The following is a 21,570-nucleotide window of genomic DNA, read 5'->3' as shown; positions in this document are numbered from 1 at the left end:
GATTGCTGAGATTTGCCATGACTTCCGGCGGTGCCTGCGCGCACCGTTCCGGAGGATCATCCGCGGCCTGGCGCCGCTTGCCTGCCCACTTCGCCCACATCGAGAATTTCCCATGCGTCTTCCCCTGGTGACCGCCATCGCACTGGCCCTGGTCGGTACAAGTCCGGCCGCCTCCGTGCTCGCCGCCACGGCCGCTACGACGAGCGCCGCCGCCTCGTCCATCACCACCCAGTTGCCGCGCACGGCCAAGCCCACGCATTACGCGGTGGAGATCACGCCGCATGCCGACAAGATGACGTTCGACGGCAAGGTCGCCATCGACGTCAGCGTGCTGCAGGCCACCGACCGCATCGTGTTGCAGGCAGCCAACCTGAGCTTGGCGCGGGGCACGCTCACCCAAAAAGGCGGCAAGCCGCAAGCTGCCAAGGTCAGCACCGATGCCGAGGCGCAGACCGCCACGTTCGCGTTCGACAAGCCGCTGGCAGTGGGCGAGTACGTGCTGTCCATCGACTACAGCGGCGTGATCAACACGCAGGCCAACGGCTTGTTCGCGCTGGATTACACCACCGCGCAAGGTGCGCGCCGGGCGTTGTTCACCCAGTTCGAAAACTCCGATGCGCGCCGCTTCATTCCTTCCTGGGACGAGCCAAACTTCAAGGCCACCTTCGACCTGGCGATCAATGCGCCGGCCGGGCAGATGGCAGTGAGCAACATGCCGGTGGCCTCGTCCAAGCCGGGCGCAAACGGGCGCACCCGCATCGCCTTCCAGACCTCGCCCGAGATGTCCACGTACCTGCTGTTCGTCAGCGTGGGCGATTTCGAGCGTGCCACCGTCACCGCCGACAACGGCACCGAGATCGGCGTGATCGCGCAGAAGGGCAAGGTGGGCCAGGCGCAGTTCGCGCTGGAATCCGGCCGCGACGTGCTGCACGAATACAACGCCTACTTCGGTATCCCGTACCCGCTGCCCAAGCTGGACAACATCGCCGCGCCCGGGCGCAGCCAGTTCTTCAGCGCCATGGAAAACTGGGGCGCGATCTTCACCTTCGAATACTCGTTGTTGCTGGATCCGGCGGTGGCCAACATCGACACCAAGCAAGGCGTGTTCACCGTCGCCGCGCATGAGATCGCGCACCAGTGGTTCGGCAACCTGGTGACCATGGCATGGTGGGACGACCTGTGGCTCAACGAAGGCTTCGCCAACTGGATGGAGGCGCGCACCACGGCAAAACTGCATCCGGAATGGGATAGCGACAAGACCGGCCCGGCGCTGAAGAGCCGCGCGGCGATGCGGCGCGATGCGTATGCGACCACCCACCCGGTGGTGCAGCACGTGGCCACCGTGGAGCAGGCCAGCCAGGCCTTCGACGCCATCACCTACCAGAAGGGCGAGGCGGTGATTGCCATGCTGGAAGACTACGTCGGCTCGGACCACTGGCGCACCGGCGTGCGCAGCTACATCAAGCAACACCAGTACGGCAACGCGGTGACCGACCAGCTGTGGCAGCAGATCGACGCGGTGGCCCCCGGCAAGCAATTCACCCAGGTGGCGCACGACTTCACCCTGCAGCCGGGCGTGCCGTTGATCAAGGCCAGCAGCCGCTGCGTCGGCGGCCAGACCGCGGTGACGCTGGAGCAGCGCGAGTTCACGCTGGACCGCCCCGACAAGCAGCCGTTGCGCTGGCATGTGCCGGTCGTCCTGCGCAGCGGCGATGGCGCGCCGGTGCGCGTGCTGGTGGATGGCACGGCGCAGGTGCAGGTGCCGGGCTGCGACGCACCAGTGGTGGTCAATGCCGGGCAGAAGGGCTACTTCCGCACCTGGTATGCGCCCGCGCAGTTCAGGGCGCTGACCGACAGGTTTGGACTGCTGCCGGTGGTGGACCAGGTGGGCGTGTTGAACGACACCAACGCACTGGCCGGTGCCGGCGTGCAGGCGCAGGCCGACGTGCTGGATCTCACCGCCCAGGTGGCGGCAGGCGCATCGCCCGATGTCTGGGACATGGTGGCCAGCATCTATAACGATGTGGATGGCAGCTTCGAGCGCGACCCGGCTGCGCGGACGGCGTGGCGTGCCTATGCCGTGCCGCGCCTGTCGGCCGAATTCGCAACGCTGGGCTGGGACAAGCGCGATGGCGATTCGGCGCAGATCCAGCAGTTGCGTACCCGCCTGATCGCCACCCTCAGCGACATGGGCGATGCCGCCGTGATCGCCGAGGCACGCCGGCGCTTTGCCGCCTTCCAGGCCAACCCCGCCTCGCTGTCGCCGGAACTGCGCGACAGCGTGCTGGGCGCGGTTGCGCACAATGCCGACGCCGCCACCTGGGACGCCTTGCATGCCTTGGCCAGGCAGGAAACCTCGTCGATGGTGCGCGACACCTATTACGACTTCCTCTCCATGCCCAACGACGAGGCACTGGCCAGGCGCGCGCTGGAACTGGCGTTGACAGCCGAGCCGGGCGCCACCACCGGTGCGAGCATGATCGACCGGGTCGCTTCCCGGCACCCGGAACTTGCCTTCGACTTCGCGGTGGCGCATCGCACGCAGGTGGACACCCTGGTGGATTCCACCTCGCGCGCCCGCTACTACCCCGGCTTGGGCATGGACTCGGCCGAGCTTGCCACCGCCGACCGGATCAAGGCCTATGCCGAGCAGTACATCGCACCCACCTCGCGGCAGGCCGCGGACAACGCCATCAACACGATCCAGACGCGGGTGAAGCTGCGGGCGGCCTCGCTGCCGCAGATCAAGGCGTGGTTGAAGGCGCGCAAGCGCTGAGCGTTGCGGTCATCGCAGCACAGGAAACAGCCCGGTCTTGCCGGGCTTTTTCTTTGCCGCGCCGGCAGTCACCTGGAGGTGGGAGCGAGGCCGCCGAGCAGCGTTATGCCGGCATCGTGGCGTCCGGGAAGACCATCGCCTGGGACGACATGCGTGGCTATCTGGAAAAGCGCATGGCCGGCGAGTCGGCAAAGCGTCCCACGGCCCGCAAACTAGCCCGGTAGCATGGCGCGTATCGAGCTGGCAGCGGAGGTTGCACAGGATCTTGAGCGGATCTTCGAGCACCTCCAGCGCCATGAGGCCGCACATGTCGCAGCACACCTGCACGAGATCATTGCGGCAATCGATGTGCTGGAAACCAATCCACTGATCGGCCGGCCGGCGGCGACAAGTGCGAACTGGTGATCGGTCACGGCGCGCACGGCAATCTGGCGCTGTACTGCCATGTCGCGCAGATCGACATGGTGTTTGTTCTGGCCATTCGCTCGCGACGTGAGGCGGGCTTTGCGGGGCCGTGATGCCCGTTGTTCCCTCATCGCCGTAGCCAAGGCAGACGTCGCCGCGTCATGCCCCAAACGCGCCATCGATCGTATGCATCGCCCCGGTGACAAAGCTCGCTTCCGGGCCCGCCAGCCAGGCCACCATGCCGGCCACTTCGTCGGCGCGGCCGTGGCGTTTGATCGCCATGAAGCTGTGCATCAGGTCTTTCATCGGCCCGTTTTCCGGGTTGGCGTCGGTATCGATCGGGCCCGGCTGCACCACGTTGATGGTGATGCCACGCGGCCCGAAGTCGCGGGCCAGCCCGCGCGCCAGTCCTTGCAGCGCGGATTTGCTCAGCGCGTAGGACGCCATGCCGGGCAGCGGCATGCGGTCGCCGTTGACCGAGCCGATCACGATGATCCGCCCGCCGGGCGGCATCTGCCGCGCGGCCTCCACGGCGGCGTGGTAGGGCGCGTGCACATTGATGCGGAACAGCCGGTCCACCGCGTCCGGATCCTGGTCCAGCGCATCCCCGAACAAGGCGATGCCGGAGTTGACCACCAGCACATCCAGCGGCCCGCTGCGCCGCACCGTATCGATGACCGCATCGCGGTCGGCGCTGTCGGCCAGCACCGCGGTGCTGCCGGTGTCACCGGCCAGGCGCTGCGCCGCCTCGGCAGAACAGGCATAGGTAAACGTCACCCGCGCGCCCTCGGCCGCGAAGCGCCGCACGATGGCGGCCCCAATCCCCCGGCTGCCACCGAGCACCAACACCGACGTGTCCTTGAACGCTGGCATGCATCACCTCGCAATTAATGTAGCGAGTAATACATAATAGATTCCGCCTGCCGTCAAGAGTTTTGTAACTATGACTACAGAAACCTCCCGGGCCCGTGGCCGGCCGCGCGCGTTCGACCCGGACCAAGCGGTCGCCACCGCGCAGCAGCTGTTCCATGCGCGCGGCTACGACGCACTGAGCGTGGCCGACCTCACCCAGGCGCTGGGCATCAACCCGCCCAGTTTCTACGCCGCCTTCGGCAGCAAGGCCGGCCTGTATGCGCGCATCCTCGATCGCTACGCGCAGACCGGGGCCATCCCGCTGCCGCAACTCCTGGACACCGCCCGCCCGCTGGCCGACGCGCTGGCCGACGTACTGGAGCAGGCTGCGCGCTGCTACGCCGCAGACCCCGCCGCCACCGGCTGCCTGGTGCTGGAAGGCACGCGCAGCAACGACGCGCAGGCGCGCGAGGCGGCCTGTGGTTTCCATGTCGCCGCCCAGGAGTTGATCCGCTCCCACATCGCCAAGCAGTGCCCGCATGACGCAGACCGGCTGGCGGACTTCGTCAGCACCACCATGGCCGGGCTGTCCGCCAGCGCCCGGCATGGGCAGAGCCTGGAGCGTCTGCTGGCGAGTGCGCGCTTGGCGGGGGAGGCGCTTCGGGTGGCGCTGCGCGGCTAGGCAGGGCGCGGGTAGGCAAGGTGCGAGCGGGCAGAGGGCTTTCGATGGCGTGCGCGCACCTGCTCGCTAATCGAGGTGCGCTTGCCGCTACCCAGTACGGTCAATGGGCAGGTGGTACGAGACGATCGTGATCGGCCGTCGCTCAGGCGAAGTCGTTGTCGGATGATTGGTGCGGTAAATCAGGAAGGGACGGGGCAGCGCGTGTGGGTCATCCATGCTCCAGGCTGGCTTTAACACAGGCCACTTCAACCTCCTTGTGCAATGCTGGTGAGCACATGGAGCCGCGCGCAGCGTGTTGGTTGAACGTTCCGAACCATCCGAATTGCTGCTCACCCCCGGACAGTCGCGCTGAGTCCATACCAGATGGCGTCTTTGCGGGATGCGGCGTCTATTTCGGTCCCGAAATGAGAGTGTCGCTGAACCGTTTTCGTCTGCGATCAGTCACTTGACCGAGCCTGCTCATACGGCCACAGTCCGTGGCGTTCGCCCTCTCCGTTCAAGGATGCCCGTGAAGAAGCTGACGCATTGCATCGTGGCGACCGCGCTGGCGCCCATCATGACGCTTGGGTGTGCACGGCTTTCGATGGAACAGGCTGCCGCAAAACCGCCAAGTGGTGCACAAAAAGCATCGTCTTTTCCTCAGGCGCCTGCTGCCACGCCTTCACCTTGGGTGTCCTTCAAACTGGAACGGCAGATGGGCGCCGTCTGTGTGGACCGTACGCAATCACGGGGCTCCTCGCCTGCGCCTTTGCTAAGGGACGGGTTTTGCAAGGGCCCGGCACCTGCGCACATGGCGGCTGCATTGCTTGCCCTGCCTGCAGATGCGGTCGATGCCTCGCCGCAAGCGCGCGAAGCGCGCCTGCGCGATGCCGTGTACGTGGCCGCACCCGGATTGGGACGGCGCGCGGACTTCACCGTGGTAGCGGGTGAACTGACGATCCGTTCGTTTGAAAGCGCTGATCCCGACAAAATGGTGTACTTGGTCTGGCCGGTGAAATGTGGCGCGGGCGAGGCAGGCCTCGCATGCCAGTCAGGCAAAGGGCGAAAGGCGTATCGCGTCACCAAGGACGGCACCGCACGCGATGTCAGTGCAGCGGTGTTTCCACCAGCGCCTAGCCTGACTGCAGAAGATGTTGCCCGGCAAAACGACCACGGCGGCTCGGAGCTTTTTCTGTTCGATGACAAGCTGCCCTTGGCGCCGACAATGCGATGGTTGATGGAATTCGATCCTGACCAGCCGCTGGCCACCGATGACCAGAAGCGCGTCGGGTCTTACGCTCATTTTGGTTTTCTTCGGTGGACAGGCGAACGCTTCGAGCTGGTAGAACGAGTCGCTAGAGCGCAGTGGCCTTGTCGCCAGCAGCGCACAGGCGAACCGGCATGTGCGGATTATCCAGATGGTGAGGACCGTTTCATCAGCGAGTGACCACTTCTGCAAGGAGCATCGAAATGGCGAGATCCAACGATTTAGACATCCGTGCGACTGCCGACCAGATTTCTGCGTTGTTCAACGCCAATCGACAGGCCGAGGCGCTGCGCATGCTTGATGAGCGCAGACAAGGCCAGTCAGAGGTCGTGCGTGACGCACTGGATCGCTATATCGGCGCAGCGTCCGCCGGTGCAATCGCCAATCATCAACAAGTGCCGGTCGCCGCTGCAGATACCAGTGTGCTGCAACGCTTGCAACTAGCCGCGTCAAATCAGCCAGCAATTCCGCCGCAAGCGCAAATGGCTGCCTTGAGCGACGCACAGCGCTATGACGTCTACGCCAGCATCGTGCAGGTGAGAGGTAACGAAGCCGCGCACGAGGCACTCTCGCGACCCAACGAGCGCGTGGTATTAGGCCTTCGCCAGGAAAACTCAACGCTTGCGGCCATGCAGGATCGCGCGCATGCCGGAAGCTTGCGGAGCGACGATCCGGCAACCCCTGCCATCAACGAAGCTCAGGGCGGCACGGGCGTCTACAACGACCGCCTGGTCGTACTGTGGAAGGATGCCGATGGCACGCGTCATACGCAGGTCGCCCAACAAGCAAACACCGAGCCGACTGCGCAGTACGATCATCATGCAGGCAACACGGGGCGGCGCCCGCGTGCGGAAGGCGGCATGGAGAACAGGACATTTGCACCGTCGCCAGGCTTTGAAAGCATCACCAGGCCCAGGAAGATCGAAGGCGAGGATGTCAATGCCGATGGCATCAGGGATCTCGGTCGCCTGAGCGAAGGCACCATCGAGATGCGGATGGGGCAGCACCCAAATCCCAGCCGGCCAGGCACCCAAGACAACGCATTACGCCCAAGTCAGGCGGCAGTCGATGCAGGGAGGGGCGGCGTACAGCGGGATAGCAATGCGGACGGCTGGTTTGATCAAGCCGATCTCAACGGTGTGCAAAATCTCAACGACACCTTCAAGATTCATCGCGGTTCCAGCGGCAGTACCGATTCGGCTGGCTGCCAGACAATTCATCCAGCCGAGTACGATGGGTTCATCGCGGCGGTTCAAGGCAACCCAGCGCAGACGCGCTGGCAATACGTGCTGACCAGCACTACACCCGGGCCGGTGCGGGAGCAGCAACAGGACCAAGGGCGAGGGCGTGAAGGGGTACAGCCAGGGCAGGAGGAGCAGGGGCATCGGCCGGCCCAGCCGCAGCGGCAGAACGGCGGGCCTGCAGCGCCGGTGCCTGGGAGGCCACGACAGGCAGACGCAGAAGACGCCCAACCCGCGCCTCATCCGTTGCATGCACAGGCCAGCACCTTGGTTGGCCGGTTGGACGCCAGCATGGGCCGCGCCAGCGATGCGCACAGCGAGCGGATGAGCGCCAGCCTGGCCCATCTGGCAAAGGAGCACGGGCTCGAGCGCATCGACCACGTAATGCTGAGCAACCAGACGCCGCGTGCAGCGGCCGGTGCCACCGTGTTCGTGGTACAGGGCGAACCCAGCAACCCGGCCCATCTGCGCGCCAGCATGCCCACCGACGTGGCCGTCACTACGCCGGTGGAGCAATCGCTGGCAAAGCTGCAAGAGCTAGATGCGCGTACCTTGGCGCAAGCGCAGAGTCAGGCGCAGGAAAGATTTGTGGCGCAGGAAGAGGCTGTCAAACCACGAAGCATTGGGTGAGAGCTTTTGGCTTTTGTTTTTGACCTGTAGACCACCGCTCCAGGCCGCGTGTAGCTGAGACTGCCTGCACAAACACGCCGTTCGCCGCATCCCATATTCCGGAATATGGAATGCGGCAGACTCGGCTGTGGAATTGAAGCCCAAGGGTCTCGTGGTGCCACACAAGCAGGTCGCCCAGGCGGGCCTCGACCTGTGCATCCCTTGGAGAAGTGCTGTGTATGCGACATCGTCGGCTTGGGTTCGCAAAGAAAACTTGAAGCACCGGCGCTCGCTTGCGATGATGCATCGCAATTGCAACGCACTGGGCCTGCCATGAAATCCGCATCTCTTCCATCGCTCCGGGTAGACCCGGCGCTGCGCGAAGCGGCCGAGGCCGTGTTGCAGGAGGGTGAGACGCTGTCCAGCTTCGTCGAGCACTCTGTGCGCGCCCAGGTGCAGCAGCGCCAGCAGCAGGAAGCCTTCATTGCACGCGGGCTGGCCTCGCGTGACAGCGCCAAGGTATCTGGCCGGTACATCGACGCGAAGGATGTGCTGGCCGGGCTGCAGTCCCAACTGGACCAGGCGCGCAAGGGCTGAGCCAAGGTGGGATTTTCTGTCCGCTTCACGCAGCAAGCGCGCGAGGATCTTGCGCGTCTTTACGACTGGCTGCTACAGCGTGCCGAAGGCGACTTCACCGTGGCCGAGCGTGCGCTGCAGGCCATCGGCGATGGCGTCACCGTGCTTGAACTGGCCCCGTTGAGCTGCCGCAAGGCGGGGCTGGCGGACCCGTTCTTGCGCGAGCTGGTGAACGGTTTCGGTGCCAGCGGCTACGTGCTGCTGTTTGAGGTGGAAAGCGATCAGGTCGTCACCGTTTTAGCAATCAGGCATCAGCGTGAAGACGACTATCATTAAGCACGGCGTTAGCGCCAACGTCGCGCCACAGGGGGAGTAGATGGCCAATATCAGCAGGCGCCGCACGGGGGAATTGACCCGAGCGCTGTTCCATATCCTCAAGACCCAGCCGGAGGGCATGCGCGCCGCAGACGCGCTGGCGGCGCTGGAAAAGCAGGTTGTGCTCACCGAGTACGAAGCGGGCGATTACGAAACCGGCGGCCGTCGCTTCGAGAAGATCGTGCGCTTCAGCACCGTGGCGCCGGTCAAGGCCGGCTGGCTGGTCAAGGACAAAGGCATCTGGACCCTCACGCCAGAGGGGGAAGCGGCGCTTGACGCGTATCCGGATCCAGAGGAGTTCATTCGCGCGGTGGGGCAGCTATACAAGAAATGGAAGAGTGCCCAGCCCGTTGCAGACGAGGTCGACGATCCCGAAGGCGAACTTACCGAGGAATCGGCCAGCATCACGCTGGAAGAAGCCGAAGAAATGGCATGGACCGAGATCGAGGCTTACCTCGCTGCGATGCCGCCGTATGACTTCCAGGAACTCGTGGCCTCGCTGCTGCGGGCGATGGGGTATTACGTTGCCTGGGTTGCACCGCCAGGCAAGGACGGTGGCACTGACATCATTGCCTACAACGACCCGCTCGGCACCCGCCCGCCACGGATCAAGGTGCAGGTCAAGCGCAATGCCAACTCGCCGCGGATTGATGTGACGGGCCTGCGCAGTTTTATGGCTGTGCTTGGAGAGGGCGACGTTGGCCTGTATGTCGCGTTGTCAGGTTTCACCAAGGATGCCGACTACGAAGCGCGGCAGTCGCATCGTCGCATCAATCTGATCGATGCGCGGAAGTTGGTGGAGCTATGGACCACGCACTATTCACAGCTTGAGGACACCGCCAGGGCCCGTCTGCCGCTCAAGCCGGTTTGGTTTCTGGCCGGAAGAGAATGAGTAGGTCCGAGCATCGTGCGCGCCATGCTTGAAACAACTCCTGGCGAAGTGGCTATCGATGCCGAAAAATTACTTTGTGCCGCTGAAGCGGTTTCACTGGCAGGCGTGATGCAGGCCCTCAACCAGTACGGAACAACGCAGTGACATCCACCGAGCAAAATACCGAACGTTTTCTCGCCACGTTGCAGTCCTTTGGTGGCTCTGCTGGCAACGGCAAGCTGCGAGAGGAACTTGGCTGGCAGGAAAGTACGTATCTACGCATCAAACACCTGTTGATCGAGCAAGGCGACATCGTGTCTGGCCGAGGGCGCGGCGGTTCCGTCGCGCTTGCTGAGACGGCTGTGGTGCAAAACAGGGCCAGAAATTCTGGTGTAAAACAGGCAGGAAAAGTAGTGGAAGTTCTTAAAGTAAAGGCAACCAAGACGCATGCCGAGGCAGACACAGTGCCGTCGGTGAGGCGCAGCGGCGTAGTCAAAAAGTCTGACTTGTACAGCTCCATCTGGGCGTCCTGCGATGAGCTGCGCGGTGGCATGGACGCTGGTCAGTACAAGGACTATGTGCTGTTCATGCTGTTCATCAAGTACATCAGCGACAAGTACGGCAATAGCAAGGACTTCGCTCCACCTGTCGTCATCCCGCCTGGCGCCTCGTTCAAGGACATGGTGGCGCTCAAGGGCAAGGCCGATATCGGCGACAGGATCAACACGCAAGTCATTCAAAAGCTGATCGACGCCAACACCAAGCTGGCGCGCAGCGACTTCCCCGACTTCAACGACCCCAACAAACTTGGCGAAGGCCCGGCCATGGTCGAGCGGTTGGGCAATCTGATCGCCATCTTCGAAAAGCCCGAGCTGAACTTCGCCAACAACCGGGCCGACAACGACGACCTGCTCGGCGATGCGTACGAGTACTTGATGCGCCACTTTGCGCAGGACTCCGGCAAAAGCAAAGGCCAGTTTTACACTCCCTCTGAAGTCAGTAGCATCATCGCCCAGGTGATCGGTATCTCGCATGCCAATAGCCGTGGATCTACCACCGCCTACGATCCAACCTGCGGCTCAGGCTCACTGCTGCTGAAAGTGGCCGCCGAGGCGAGCCGGCAGATCACGCTGGAAGGTCAGGAAAAGGACGTGACCACTGCCGGCCTGGCGCGGATGAACATGATTCTGCACCACTTCCCCAGTGCCACCATCCTTGGCGGGGACACGCTGTCCAACCCCAGGTTCAAGGATGGTGAGCAGCTGCGTAGCTACGACTATGTGGTCGCCAACCCGCCGTTCTCGGACAAGAAGTGGTCCACTGGGCTGACACCCTCCAACGATCTTTATCAACGTTTTGCTTGGGGCGCACCGCCGGCCAAGCAGGGCGACTACGCCTATTTGCTGCACGTCATTCGTAGCATGAAGGCAACTACCGGCAAGGGCGCCATCATCCTGCCGCATGGCGTGCTGTTTCGTGGCAATGCGGAAGGCGTCATTCGCAAAAACCTGGTGCGCTCAGGTGTGCTCAAGGGCATCATCGGCCTGCCGGCCAATCTGTTCTACGGCACCGGCATCCCCGCCTGCATCCTGGTGCTGGACAAGGAAAACGCTGGCGCCCGCAAGGGCATCTTCATGATCGACGCCAGCAAAGGCTTCATCAAGGACGGCCCCAAGAATCGCCTGCGTGAGCAGGACATCCATCGCATCGTTGATACCTTCCGCCGTGGCGTGGATGTGCCGCGCTATGCCCGGATGGTGTCGCTGGGGGAAGTCTCCAGCGACAGGAATAGTTACAACCTCAACCTGCCGCGCTACATCGACAGCAGCGAGCCGGAAGACCTGCAAGATATCGATGCCCACCTCAACGGCGGCATCCCCGAACGCGATATCGATGCCTTTGCTGCTGACTGGCAGGAAATGCCAGCCCTACGCGAGGCGCTGTTCGAGGCCGAGCGCCCAGGCTATGCGCGGCTGCGTCAGCCTGTTGCAGACGTGCGCTCGATCATCCAGAGCCACCCGCAGTTCCAGCAATTCCGCAGCAAAGTCGAGACCCTATTCGGCAAGTGGCGGCAGGCCGTCACGCCGCTACTCACCGGCATCCAGCCGGGCGACAAACCCAAGGCGCTGATCTCGCAGATCTCCGAAACCCTGCTCGCGACCTTTCACGCCGCACCCCTGCTTGACCCTTACGACATCTACCAGCACCTGATGGACTACTGGGCAGAAGTGATGCAGGACGACGCCTACCTGATTGCTGCCGACGGCTGGGTGGCCCAGCCTCGGCGCATCGTAGAAATCGACAAGAAAGGCAAAGCCAAGGACAAGGGCTGGATCTGCGATCTGCTGCCCAAGTCCTATATCGTTGCCTGCTACTTGGCCACCGAACAGGCTGAGTTGGAGGCCAAACAAGCCGAACTCGAAAGCCTCTCCAGTCAATTTGCGGAATTGCAGGAAGAACACGGCGGCGAAGAAGGTCTCTTGTTTGAAGCGCAGGATGAAAAAGGCGTTTTGACCAAGGCAAGCGTTGGCCAGCGCTTTGATGCTGCGCAAGAAGGGGGCGTGGACGTTGCCGAGCTTGGTGAAATTCAGCTGCTTCGCAAGTGGCTGGAGCTAAAGGAGAACGAAGTCGCGCTGAAAAGAGCGGTCAAGACGCTAGAGGCAAAAATCGACCAACAAGCCCAAGATCAATACGCCGCTCTGAGCGAGGCTGAGGTTAAAGCGTTGGTGGTCGAAGATAAGTGGCTAGCCCACCTGCAAGCCGATGTGCAAAAGGAGATGACACGCATCTCGCAAACGCTTGCCCAGCGTATCCGCGAACTAGCCGAACGCTATGAAGTTCCAATGCCCAAGCTAGAAGATGACTTAGCTATCCTCAGTGCCAAGATAGAAATGCACCTAAAACGGATGGGCGCGGCATGGAAGTGAAATCAGGATACAAGCAGACGGATGTGGGATTGATTCCGGAGGACTGGGATTTGGTTCCGGTTGGGGATTTATTTAATTTCAAGAATGGTTTAAATAAGGCAAAGAAATTCTTTGGCTATGGAAGTCCAATTGTCAATTATATGGACGTTTTCGGGAATCGAGCGCTTTGTAAAAGCAAAATATTGGGCTTGGTTGATGTGAGTTTTAAGGAAAAGGGCGCATATGGTGTTCAAAGGGGGGATGTGTTTTTTACCCGTACTTCCGAAACTATTGAGGAGGTGGGTGCTACATCTGTAATGCTAGATGATGCTGATGGTATGGTTTACAGCGGTTTTGTTTTGCGTGCGCGTCCGATTGGCAGAAGGCTTGATGATAAATTTAAAGTATACTGCTTTTCACCACCTTATTTCCGCAGGCAGGTTGCTGAAAGAGCGAGCTATACTACGCGCGCACTGACTAATGGTCGTTCCCTGTCGGCAACTATGCTGGTGTGCCCTCCGGTTTCAGAGCAGCGCGCTATTGCTAGTGCCCTCAGTGACATGGACTTACTGCTGGGCGGATTGAATCGCCTAATCGCCAAAAAGCGGGGCATCAAGAAGACTGTTATGCAACAACTTCTCACCGGGCAAATCCGATTGCCGGGATTTAGTGAAAAGTGGGAGTTGAGGCGGTTAGGGGAATTAGGATCCACCTATGGTGGGCTTGTAGGAAAGAGTAAGAAAGATTTTGGATCTGGTGCAGCAAGGTATGTTCCATTTGTCAATGTCATAATGAATGTACGAGTTGACTGCAGTACGTTCGATTCGGTAAACATCAATTCTGGTGAGAACCAAAATAGAGTTTTAAGAGGAGATCTGCTTTTTAATGGATCTTCTGAGACGCCGGAGGAGGTTGCATTGTGCTCCTTCATGGCGGATGAGGTGGAAAATCTCTATCTGAATAGTTTTTGCTTTGGCTTCCGTATCAAAAGTGCTGAATCGGTTGACGGTTTGTTCTTTGCTTACTATATGCGCAGCTCAATTGGTCGTGATCTTGTGAAATCGCTTGCCCAGGGGTCGACTAGATATAATTTGTCCAAAAAAGCTTTGATGGACAATGAGTTGCTGCTGCCAAGTAAGAAAGAGCAAAGCGCTATTGCCACCATCCTAAGTGACATGGAAGCCGAAATCAGCGGCCTTGAAAACCGCCGCTCTAAAATTTGCGCTCTAAAGCAGGCCATGATGCAGGAGCTGCTGACTGGTAGGACGCGGTTGGTCTGAATAGGTTGCGTGGCCCGATGCTGCCCATGGATAACGCAGAAGATGAAACGCCAATGCCAGACGAACCGAGCTCTTTGATCCTCGTTCCGCAAGGCTACGCCGACTGGCTAGTCGCGCTGAAGGGGCGCATCCATACCGCCCAGCAGCGCGCGGCGCTGGCGGTCAATCGGGAGCTGGTGGGGCTGTACTGGCAGATCGGCCGCGACATTCTGGCGCGGCAGGCCGAGCAGGGTTGGGGCGCCAAGGTGATCGAGCGTCTGGCGCATGACCTGCGTGCTGCCTTCCCGGAGATGAAGGGTTTTTCGCCACGCAACCTCAAATACATGCGGGCGTTTGCCGAGGCTTGGCCGGACAAATCATTTGTGCAAGCGGTGCTTGCACAATTGCCCTGGTATCACCAGCTGGCCCTGCTGGACAAGCTGCCCGGGCCTGAAACCCGCCGCTGGTATGCCGCAAAGGCCATCGAGCACAATTGGTCACGCAACGTGTTGGTGCTGCAGATCGAGTCCGGCTTGTTGGAGCGTAGCGGTTTGGCCGTGACGAACTTCCCGGCCACCTTGCCCGCCCCGCAGTCCGACCTGGCCATGGAGTCGTTGAAAGATCCGTATCGCTTCGATTTCCTCGGCCTGGGCGAGCAAGCGCAGGAACGCGAGATCGAAGGCGCGCTGGTGCAGCACGTGACCGATTTCCTGCTGGAACTGGGCGCGGGCTTTGCTTTTGTGGGGCGGCAGGTGTTGCTGGACGTGGGCGGCGAGGAGTTCTTCATCGACCTGCTGTTCTATCACCTCAAACTGCGCTGCTACGTAGTAATCGAACTCAAGGCAGGCAAGTTCAAGCCCGAGCACCTGGGGCAACTGGGCTTTTATCTGACCGCGGTGGATCGGCAGTTGAAGCACGTGCAAGACAACCCGAGCATCGGCCTGCTGCTGTGCAAGAGCAAGAACAAGGTGGTGGCCGAGTACGCGCTGGGTGACAAGTCGCAGCCGATGGGCATTGCCGAATACAAGCTGGTGGAATCTCTGCCGCAAGAGCTGCAAACCAGCCTGCCGAGCATCGAGCAGATCGAGCGGGAGCTGGCCAGCGCTGTCAATGAACGCACCAGGGAATGATGCAATGACCCAAAGCATGCCGCGCTCCGAGCGCAACTCACAGAACCGCGTAGCGCGCCTGTTCGCTGACCCCGTAGACAAGGGCGGTCTGGGTTACGAGCACCTTGGCAATTGGAGCAAGCGTGAGAACAATCGGGCCATTGAAGTCGATCTGCTACGTGCCAATCTGGCAGAGCGCGGTTACGCGCCTGCCCATATCAGCGCCGCGCTGCAGAAGCTGGAAGTTGCGGTGGATGTCACCGGCATCACGCCCTATCAGGCCAACCTACGCACCTACCAATTACTGCGCTATGGCGTGCCGGTGCAGATTGCGGCCGGCAAATCGCACGAGACGGTACAGTTGATCGACTGGGCCCAGCCGCAGCGAAATCAGTTTGCCCTTGCCGAAGAAGTGACGCTGAAAGGCGGCAGCACACGTCGGCCGGACATCGTGCTGTACATCAACGGTCTGGCGGTGGCAGTGATTGAACTCAAGCGCAGCTCAGTGGATCTGGGCGACGGCATTCGCCAGCTGCGCAGCAATCAGGAGGAGGCGTTCAACCAAGGTTTCTTCAGTACGGTGCAGGTGTTGCTGGCCGGAAGCGACGCGCAGGGGCTGCGCTATGGCACCACCGGCACCCCGGAACAGTTCTTCGTGCAGTGGAAAGACGAACAACCATTGGCTGCAGTAGCGGCAGGCGCCTTATTGGATCGTCCACTGGCACAGATGTGTAGCAAGGTGAAGTTGCTGGACTTGATCCGCAACTTCGTGATCTTCGACGCAGGCTTCAAAAAGGTGCCCAGGCAGCACCAGTACCAGGGCATCAAGGCGGCCCAGGCGCGCATTGCCCAACGCGAGGGGGGGGTGATCTGGCACACCCAAGGCAGTGGCAAAAGCATCTTGATGGTGCTGCTGGCCAAGTGGCTGCTGGAGCATGACCCACAGGCGCGCGTATTGGTGGTCACTGACCGCGACGAACTGGACAAGCAGATCGAAGGTGTCATGCGCAATGCCGGTGTGATCGGTGCGGACTCCGCTTCGCCGCGCATTACCTCCCGAGCGGACTTTGTGCGAAAGCTGAGTGCGGCTTCGCCGCGCCTGCTGTGCGCGCTGATCCACAAGTTTGATGCTGCGGACCTCAAGGGCGAGTCGCCTGCGATCCATGGGTGCTTCTACGTGTTTGTTGACGAATGCCACCGCACTCAGGGTGGCAACATGAACAAACAGATGAAGCGCTGGCTGGACGATGCGATTTTCATCGGCTTCACTGGTACGCCGCTGCTGCGCAAGGACAGGCAAACCACCCGCGATGTATTTGGGACCTACATCCACACCTACAAGTTTCACCAGGCAGTGGCAGACAAGGTGGTGTTGGACCTGAAGTACGAGGCCCGCGACGTGCCGCAGCGGTTGACCTCGCGTGCGGCCATCGATGCCTGGTTCGAAAAGAAAACGCGAGGGTTGAACAACTTTCAGAAATCCATCCTGCGCAAGCGCTGGGCAACGATGGAAGAGTTGATGAGCGGTAAAGAGCGCAAGGACCGCATCGTTGCCAACATTATCGAGGATTTCAGCCTCAAGCCCCGCCTGGACAACGATCGTGGCACGGCGATTCTGGTGGCTGCGTCGATCTACGACGCATGCCATTATTTTCGGCTTTTCCAGAACACACATTTTAGCCCGCATGTGGGTGTCATCACATCGTTTGAGCCCAATCCGGCGGCGATCTCGAAAGCGTCATCGGGCAGCGACGATCGCTACAAATACGACACCTATAAGCAACATGTGCTGCGCGCTGGCCAAACAACCAAGCAGTACGAAGACGAAACCAAGCGCCGCTTCATTGAAGAGCCGGCCAGCATGAAACTGCTGATTGTGGTCAGCAAGCTGTTAACAGGGTTCGATGCGCCCAGTTGCACTTACATCTACCTGGACAACGAGCTGCATGACCACAACCTGTTTCAGGCCATTTGTCGTACCAACCGTCTCGATGGCGAGGACAAGGACTATGGCTACATCGTCGATTACAAAAAGCTGTTTGATGATGTGCAGCAGGCGATTGCGGTGTATAGCTCCGATGCGTTGGACATCGACGCCGGTAACGGTGGCGACAACAACATACAGCTAAAGAATTGGCTGGGCGAAGGTTGTAAACAGTTGGATGAGGCGCGCGAGGCGTTGCACTACCTGTGCGAGCCGGTCGAGCACCCTCGCGAAGTGGAGCAGTTCATCCACTACTTCTGCGGCCATGCGGGTGATCCGGAGGCGCTACTGGAGAGTGAGGCGCTACGTATTGCCTTCTACAAAGCGGTAGCGACCTATCTGCGCGCCTTTGCCGCAATTGCCCAGGACTTGGCCGAGGCGGGTTATTCCAATAGCGAGGCCGATACTTTGCGGTGCGAAACCGAGTTTTATGCCGAGGTTAGGTCTGCCATCAAGCATTGCAGTTGTGAGGAGCTGGATATCAAACCCTTTGAGGCTGATATGCGACATCTCATCAACACCTATGTCCATGCCGAACCGGCACAAGCATTAGGACAATTAGCCGAGCTGTCGCTGACTGAGCTGATCATCGAAACCGGCGTCCACGACGCCATCGCCAAAAAGCTCAACGAGAAGGGCAAGCTTTCAAAGAATGCCATTGCGGAAACCATCATCAACAATGTCCGCAAGACCATTATCCGCGACCGCCTGACTGATCCGCGATTTTACGAGCAGATGTCCAAGCTGCTCGACGATTTGATCCAACAAAGCCGCGAGAGCACCGAAGCCTACGAAGCATTTCTGAGGAAGGCAGAGGCGTTGGTGATGACCTGGCATGAGAGACAGCACGACAGTGATGAACCCACCATGCTGCGTGGCAATGCCGGCGCGCTTGTGATTTATCGCAATCTGCCGGACATCATTTCTGATGATGCTCAAGCTGGACATGGCGCTGTCCAGGAGCCGGAAGTGAATTACGGCAACCGCCTGGCCTTCCTAGCACTGAAAATCGATCGCCTGATGCATGACGAGGCTCCGGCAGGATGGCGAGGAGATGAAGCAAAGGAACGCATTGTGCAAAATGTCCTGTATCCGCTGACGGGCCGCAATCGCGAGGCCACGCTCAAGCTGTTCGAGCTGCTGAAAAGTCAGTCGGGCTATTGATGAAACAGACGCACATCCGCCTGGGCGAGCTGGACATTGCGGTCACCTTCAAGGCTGTGAAGAACGTCCACCTTTCCGTTCACCCGCCGCAAGGCGTGGTGACGCTGGTGGCGCCGACTGGCACACGGCTTGAAGTGGCACGCGCTTATGCGATTTCAAAGTTGCGTTGGATTCGACAACAGCAGGTGCAATTGCTGGCGCAGGTACGTGAAACACCCAGGCAGTTTGTCACCCGCGAGAGTCACTACATCTGGGGGCGACGCTATCTGCTTGCTGTGGTGGAGCGCGATACTCCGCCCGCCGTCAAAATGGACCACCGACGCATCACCCTGAGTGTGCGTCCCGGCACCGATGCAGGCAGGCGCGAGGCCATCTATCAACGTTGGCAGCGGTCGTTGCTGCATGAGGCGATCCAGCCGTTGATCGCGTACTGGGAAGGCCGTATCGGGGTAAAGGTGGAAGGCTATTTTCTCCAGCGCATGAAAACCAAGTGGGGGAGTTGCAATCACCTACGCGCCCACATCCGGCTCAATACCGAGCTGGTCAAAAAGCCGCGTGACTTGCTCGAATACGTGATTGTGCATGAGATGATTCATCTGCTTGAGCCAACGCACAATGCGTGCTTCATCGCCTTGCTGGACAAGCACTACGCTGGATGGCGAGACGCGAGGGCTGAGCTCAACGCCTTGCCCCTGGCGACATAGCCGACAGGTACCGCCCTGCTCACACTGCGATGATTTGAGTGCGGGCCGAGCTCAAGTCTGAAGGGTGCAAGCTCGCCGCTCCAACGTTTGCCTTGGGGTTGACGCTGGATTTGATGAGTAGCATGCTCAGCCTACGGAGCCTCGAAACTCCACACATAGCGGTACCCACCTCCGACAAACCGGTGGGTTTTTTGTGCCTGCATCTTTTTGTGGGTGCAACCGACGTGATGCCTGCGTCGGGAGGGCGGCTAATACAACACCCGCAAGGGGAATACGCCCGCCGGCTATGTGCGGTTTCGAGCCTCCCGACTTCCCGTCCGCCGCCTTGCGGCGGGCGGGCTGATTCCATGGAATGAGGAGCAGGCCATGTCGGACGTTGTACGCGATGCGCAGTCACACCCGGGCTACTACCTGCCAGAGGGCGCGCAATACCGCTTGCAGCAACTACGCGACCACATGCGGTTTCTGGCGCGTTTGGCACGGCCACGCACGCAGGCCGAAGAGCAGTTGCGGCAACCAGTCATCCGCATGGACGAGCTGGCGTGCTGCCTGGAGTTGCTGGCCGAGCAGGTAACGCAGGCATTGGCGCAGGTGCAGTGGCCCGCGCGCCTGGAGCCCGACGCCTCTGAGAACGCGCGTGCCGACGCTGGGGAGGCCGCATGAACCGGTGATGGCATCGCCCCGCACACGAAGGCGGGCCGGGGATGACAAGCTGCGTGATGCGCTTGCCTTCGGCATCACCGTGGAGCGGGTGGATGCGCTGGAACAGTTGCTGCTGACCAGCGCCAGTCAAGGCGATGTGGTCGCTGCCGGCAGCGTCGATCGGCTGGAGCTGCATCTTGCCCGCGCCGGGAAGCGCGATCTTCGATGCGGCCGGGCGGCAGGCGCCACGCGCACCATCCTGGACCAATGGGCACTGTATCGACGTTGATGCCCGTTCTTGTCTGCACCCTGCGCTCGTAGCGCCTGCGCGCAGTGGCGTAGCAGACACAAAAGCCGCCCATCGGTGTATGCAGTGGCCGCTCTGCAGAACCCGGTTGCTGCGTTTACAGAATGACCGGTCGTCAATTTGTCTTGGCAAGCGCCGCTTTCGCCAAGGCGGACATCAGCACTTTGGCTTTCTCCGGATGCTTGACCTCGTTCTCGCTTACCTGCTCCACAACGCTGAGTCCATCGGTCTGGATCTGTCTCGGCGTAAACAGCATGCCCGCCGCGCCGGGAACCGAGGCAAGTAGTGTCAGTGGATCGTACAAGTTGAGTTTGGTGACCTTCGGCCACACCTGGTCGAACGCAATGGCCTGTCTTGCGCCGTCTTGCGGGCTGTGCGCCGGCGGTAGCTCGTCTGCGGTGAACGTGCGAAAGAACCACGTCTGATCCAGTCCCGGAAGCAGCCCTGCCTGAATCCCTTCCCATAAGCCATTCAAGGCGTTCTTCTGCACGTCCTTGAGATAGTTGCCTACCGAATGCCGGCTCTGTGCCAAGGCTTCATAGAACGCGGGAGATACCGCCGTCTTGTAGGCAGCTTCCTTGGTGACGATGCGCAAGGGAATGTGCAGTTGCTGTGCCTTGCGATACAGGCCACGGGCTGCATCCAGATCTGTCGCATTGTTGTAGGCCCTGGCATCTGGCTGTACGTGGCCGTCATCATCCTTGTCCGGCTCAACACCTCCCATGATGGTGATGCGCTTGACGCGCTTGCGTACAAGATCTGGATGCGCATCGACCAGCGCATGGGCGTCGGTCATGCCTGCGATCACCACCATGTCCAGCCCCTGCGGTGCCTGCATCAGGCGCTGCCGCAGCGCTTGCAGGCTGTTGCCGCAGACCTCGGCCGGGTCTGCGCGCAGGACATTGCCTTCCTGCAGGAATTTAGCATGGTCCTTGGCCTGTTTTGCAGTCATCGGGTAATCCTGGCCGCGCGAAACACGTACCTCGGGTAGTTGCAGTTGGTTGAACACGCCCTTGGCAAGCCGGGCACGCTCCTCACGCACGCTGGCATCGCCCAAGGTCACCGCAACGTCGGTGAGGCGTACGAAGCCCGCCACCTGCAGATGCTTGCCGATGGTGTAGGCGACCACATCGTCGGGGTCCTTGTTTGGGTCGGTGAACAGCACGGTGTCACGCGGTGTCGCCGGCGTGTGGAAGCTGAGCTCCCGCAGCACCGCCGTTTCGTCGGACGTGAGGCACGTAGTACCTTCGGCCCCGAGTTCGGCGAGCATTCGGCGCTGCGCTGCCGTCAGTGGAGGGGCACTGAGCGAGCGTTTGAGGGCGGCAGCGCCCTGTGGTCTTTTCCGCGGCAAAGCCTGCAGCACCCGGTCTTGGGGCTCTGCGCAGGGCGGGTGTCGATCTGCCGCCACGGGTCCAGCGTGCTGAGCCGTGCGCTCGGTCGCCGCGGCCGTGTTTACGGGCATATGCAGTGTGGGTTGGTGCCTGATGGGGTCCATCTATTGTTCTCGCGTAGATGCTGGTCAACGGGACGATCAGCATGGATGCGGCGTCATTCCCTGGAATATCGAGCAGCGAAGGGCGCGGTAACTGCACGAAGCGGCGGTTGCCTGTTGCGCTGCTTCAATTATGAAATCGTGACCATCGACATAGTGACAGCGCGTAGTGATCTGCGGACACATCGCGTGTGCATCCTGCCATTGCAACATGGCTGCACACTGGCATCGTTGTCAGACGCTTGTCTTGTGACAGGTGGCCGCAGACGCATACGCCTGCGTGGTCGCTACGCCGATACCCTGCAACTGTGCAAGGTGGGAACCAGTCTGTTTCGTCAGGTGCTGCATGCTTTCGGTTATTCGCTTTACG

Annotated in this window: 17 protein-coding genes; 15 read left to right on the top strand and 2 right to left on the bottom strand. The window is 60.8% G+C overall.

From position 1 onward, the window contains the following. Nucleotides 1–112 precede the first annotated feature (112 nt). Nucleotides 113–2,776: a M1 family metallopeptidase gene (locus XarbCFBP7408_RS08195; RefSeq protein WP_104562538.1), complete on the top strand. Its 2,664-nt coding sequence runs from the start codon at nucleotides 113–115 to the stop codon at nucleotides 2,774–2,776. Between the two features lie 225 nt (nucleotides 2,777–3,001). Beyond that, complete coding sequence (locus XarbCFBP7408_RS23455; protein WP_429001401.1) at nucleotides 3,002–3,181, top strand: type II toxin-antitoxin system RelE/ParE family toxin; 180 nt, start codon at nucleotides 3,002–3,004, stop codon at nucleotides 3,179–3,181. A 159-nt stretch (nucleotides 3,182–3,340) separates the two neighbouring features. Here the strand turns inward: XarbCFBP7408_RS23455 and bdcA are convergent, their stop codons facing one another. Next, the gene (bdcA, locus tag XarbCFBP7408_RS08185; RefSeq protein ID WP_104562537.1) at nucleotides 3,341–4,054 is read right to left on the bottom strand and encodes an SDR family oxidoreductase; all 714 of its coding nucleotides are present in this window, start codon (nucleotides 4,052–4,054) and stop codon (nucleotides 3,341–3,343) included. Nucleotides 4,055–4,124: 70 nt separating this feature from the next. On the opposite strand from bdcA, the gene XarbCFBP7408_RS08180 reads away from it, so the two are divergent. From XarbCFBP7408_RS08180 to XarbCFBP7408_RS08110, 13 genes are all read left to right on the top strand, one after another. Beyond that, entirely contained in the window at nucleotides 4,125–4,715 is a 591-nt protein-coding gene (locus XarbCFBP7408_RS08180; protein ID WP_104562536.1) for a TetR/AcrR family transcriptional regulator, read from the top strand. A 790-nt stretch (nucleotides 4,716–5,505) separates the two neighbouring features. Continuing rightward, nucleotides 5,506–6,141 (top strand): hypothetical protein, encoded by a 636-nt coding sequence (locus XarbCFBP7408_RS22705; protein ID WP_181106698.1) that lies wholly within the window; start codon nucleotides 5,506–5,508, stop codon nucleotides 6,139–6,141. 23 nt (nucleotides 6,142–6,164) lie between these two features. Continuing rightward, nucleotides 6,165–7,832, top strand: coding sequence for an XVIPCD domain-containing protein (locus XarbCFBP7408_RS22700; RefSeq protein WP_429001400.1), 1,668 nt, complete (start codon nucleotides 6,165–6,167; stop codon nucleotides 7,830–7,832). 312 nt (nucleotides 7,833–8,144) lie between these two features. Then, on the top strand, nucleotides 8,145–8,408 hold the full coding sequence (locus tag XarbCFBP7408_RS08160) for a YlcI/YnfO family protein (protein ID WP_104562534.1): 264 nt from the start codon (nucleotides 8,145–8,147) through the stop codon (nucleotides 8,406–8,408). A 6-nt stretch (nucleotides 8,409–8,414) separates the two neighbouring features. Beyond that, the gene (locus XarbCFBP7408_RS08155) at nucleotides 8,415–8,723 is read left to right on the top strand and encodes a type II toxin-antitoxin system RelE/ParE family toxin (protein ID WP_104562533.1); all 309 of its coding nucleotides are present in this window, start codon (nucleotides 8,415–8,417) and stop codon (nucleotides 8,721–8,723) included. Nucleotides 8,724–8,763: 40 nt separating this feature from the next. After that, complete coding sequence (locus XarbCFBP7408_RS08150) at nucleotides 8,764–9,654, top strand: restriction endonuclease (RefSeq protein ID WP_104562532.1); 891 nt, start codon at nucleotides 8,764–8,766, stop codon at nucleotides 9,652–9,654. A gap of 140 nt (nucleotides 9,655–9,794) precedes the next feature. Then, on the top strand, nucleotides 9,795–12,560 hold the full coding sequence (locus XarbCFBP7408_RS08145; RefSeq protein WP_104562531.1) for a type I restriction-modification system subunit M: 2,766 nt from the start codon (nucleotides 9,795–9,797) through the stop codon (nucleotides 12,558–12,560). Next, nucleotides 12,551–13,819, top strand: coding sequence for a restriction endonuclease subunit S (locus XarbCFBP7408_RS08140; RefSeq protein WP_104562530.1), 1,269 nt, complete (start codon nucleotides 12,551–12,553; stop codon nucleotides 13,817–13,819). Before XarbCFBP7408_RS08145 ends, XarbCFBP7408_RS08140 begins: the two co-directional genes overlap by 10 nt. 53 nt (nucleotides 13,820–13,872) lie before the next feature. Next, nucleotides 13,873–14,928, top strand: a complete 1,056-nt coding sequence (locus XarbCFBP7408_RS08135; RefSeq protein WP_104562529.1) for a PDDEXK nuclease domain-containing protein — start codon at nucleotides 13,873–13,875, stop codon at nucleotides 14,926–14,928. A gap of 4 nt (nucleotides 14,929–14,932) precedes the next feature. Beyond that, nucleotides 14,933–18,055, top strand: a complete 3,123-nt coding sequence (locus XarbCFBP7408_RS08130; RefSeq protein WP_104562528.1) for a type I restriction endonuclease subunit R — start codon at nucleotides 14,933–14,935, stop codon at nucleotides 18,053–18,055. After that, a complete protein-coding gene (locus tag XarbCFBP7408_RS08125) occupies nucleotides 18,055–18,759 on the top strand; it encodes a M48 family metallopeptidase (RefSeq protein ID WP_104562527.1) in 705 nt (234 codons plus the stop codon). Before XarbCFBP7408_RS08130 ends, XarbCFBP7408_RS08125 begins: the two co-directional genes overlap by 1 nt. A 366-nt stretch (nucleotides 18,760–19,125) precedes the next feature. Then, nucleotides 19,126–19,422 (top strand): XAC0095 family protein, encoded by a 297-nt coding sequence (locus tag XarbCFBP7408_RS08115; protein WP_104562526.1) that lies wholly within the window; start codon nucleotides 19,126–19,128, stop codon nucleotides 19,420–19,422. Further along, the gene (locus XarbCFBP7408_RS08110) at nucleotides 19,397–19,690 is read left to right on the top strand and encodes a hypothetical protein (protein ID WP_258072064.1); all 294 of its coding nucleotides are present in this window, start codon (nucleotides 19,397–19,399) and stop codon (nucleotides 19,688–19,690) included. The genes XarbCFBP7408_RS08115 and XarbCFBP7408_RS08110 overlap by 26 nt, the downstream gene beginning before the upstream one ends. A 133-nt stretch (nucleotides 19,691–19,823) precedes the next feature. Here XarbCFBP7408_RS08110 and xopQ read toward each other — a convergent pair whose 3' ends face one another. Continuing rightward, nucleotides 19,824–21,203 (bottom strand): type III secretion system effector XopQ, encoded by a 1,380-nt coding sequence (gene xopQ / locus XarbCFBP7408_RS08105; protein WP_104562524.1) that lies wholly within the window; start codon nucleotides 21,201–21,203, stop codon nucleotides 19,824–19,826. Between the last annotated feature and the right edge of the window lie 367 nt (nucleotides 21,204–21,570).

Source organism: Xanthomonas arboricola pv. guizotiae, assembly GCF_002940205.1.
GTDB classification, from domain to species: Bacteria; Pseudomonadota; Gammaproteobacteria; order Xanthomonadales; family Xanthomonadaceae; genus Xanthomonas; species Xanthomonas arboricola_C.
This window is presented reverse-complemented; position numbering and strand designations above follow the sequence as displayed.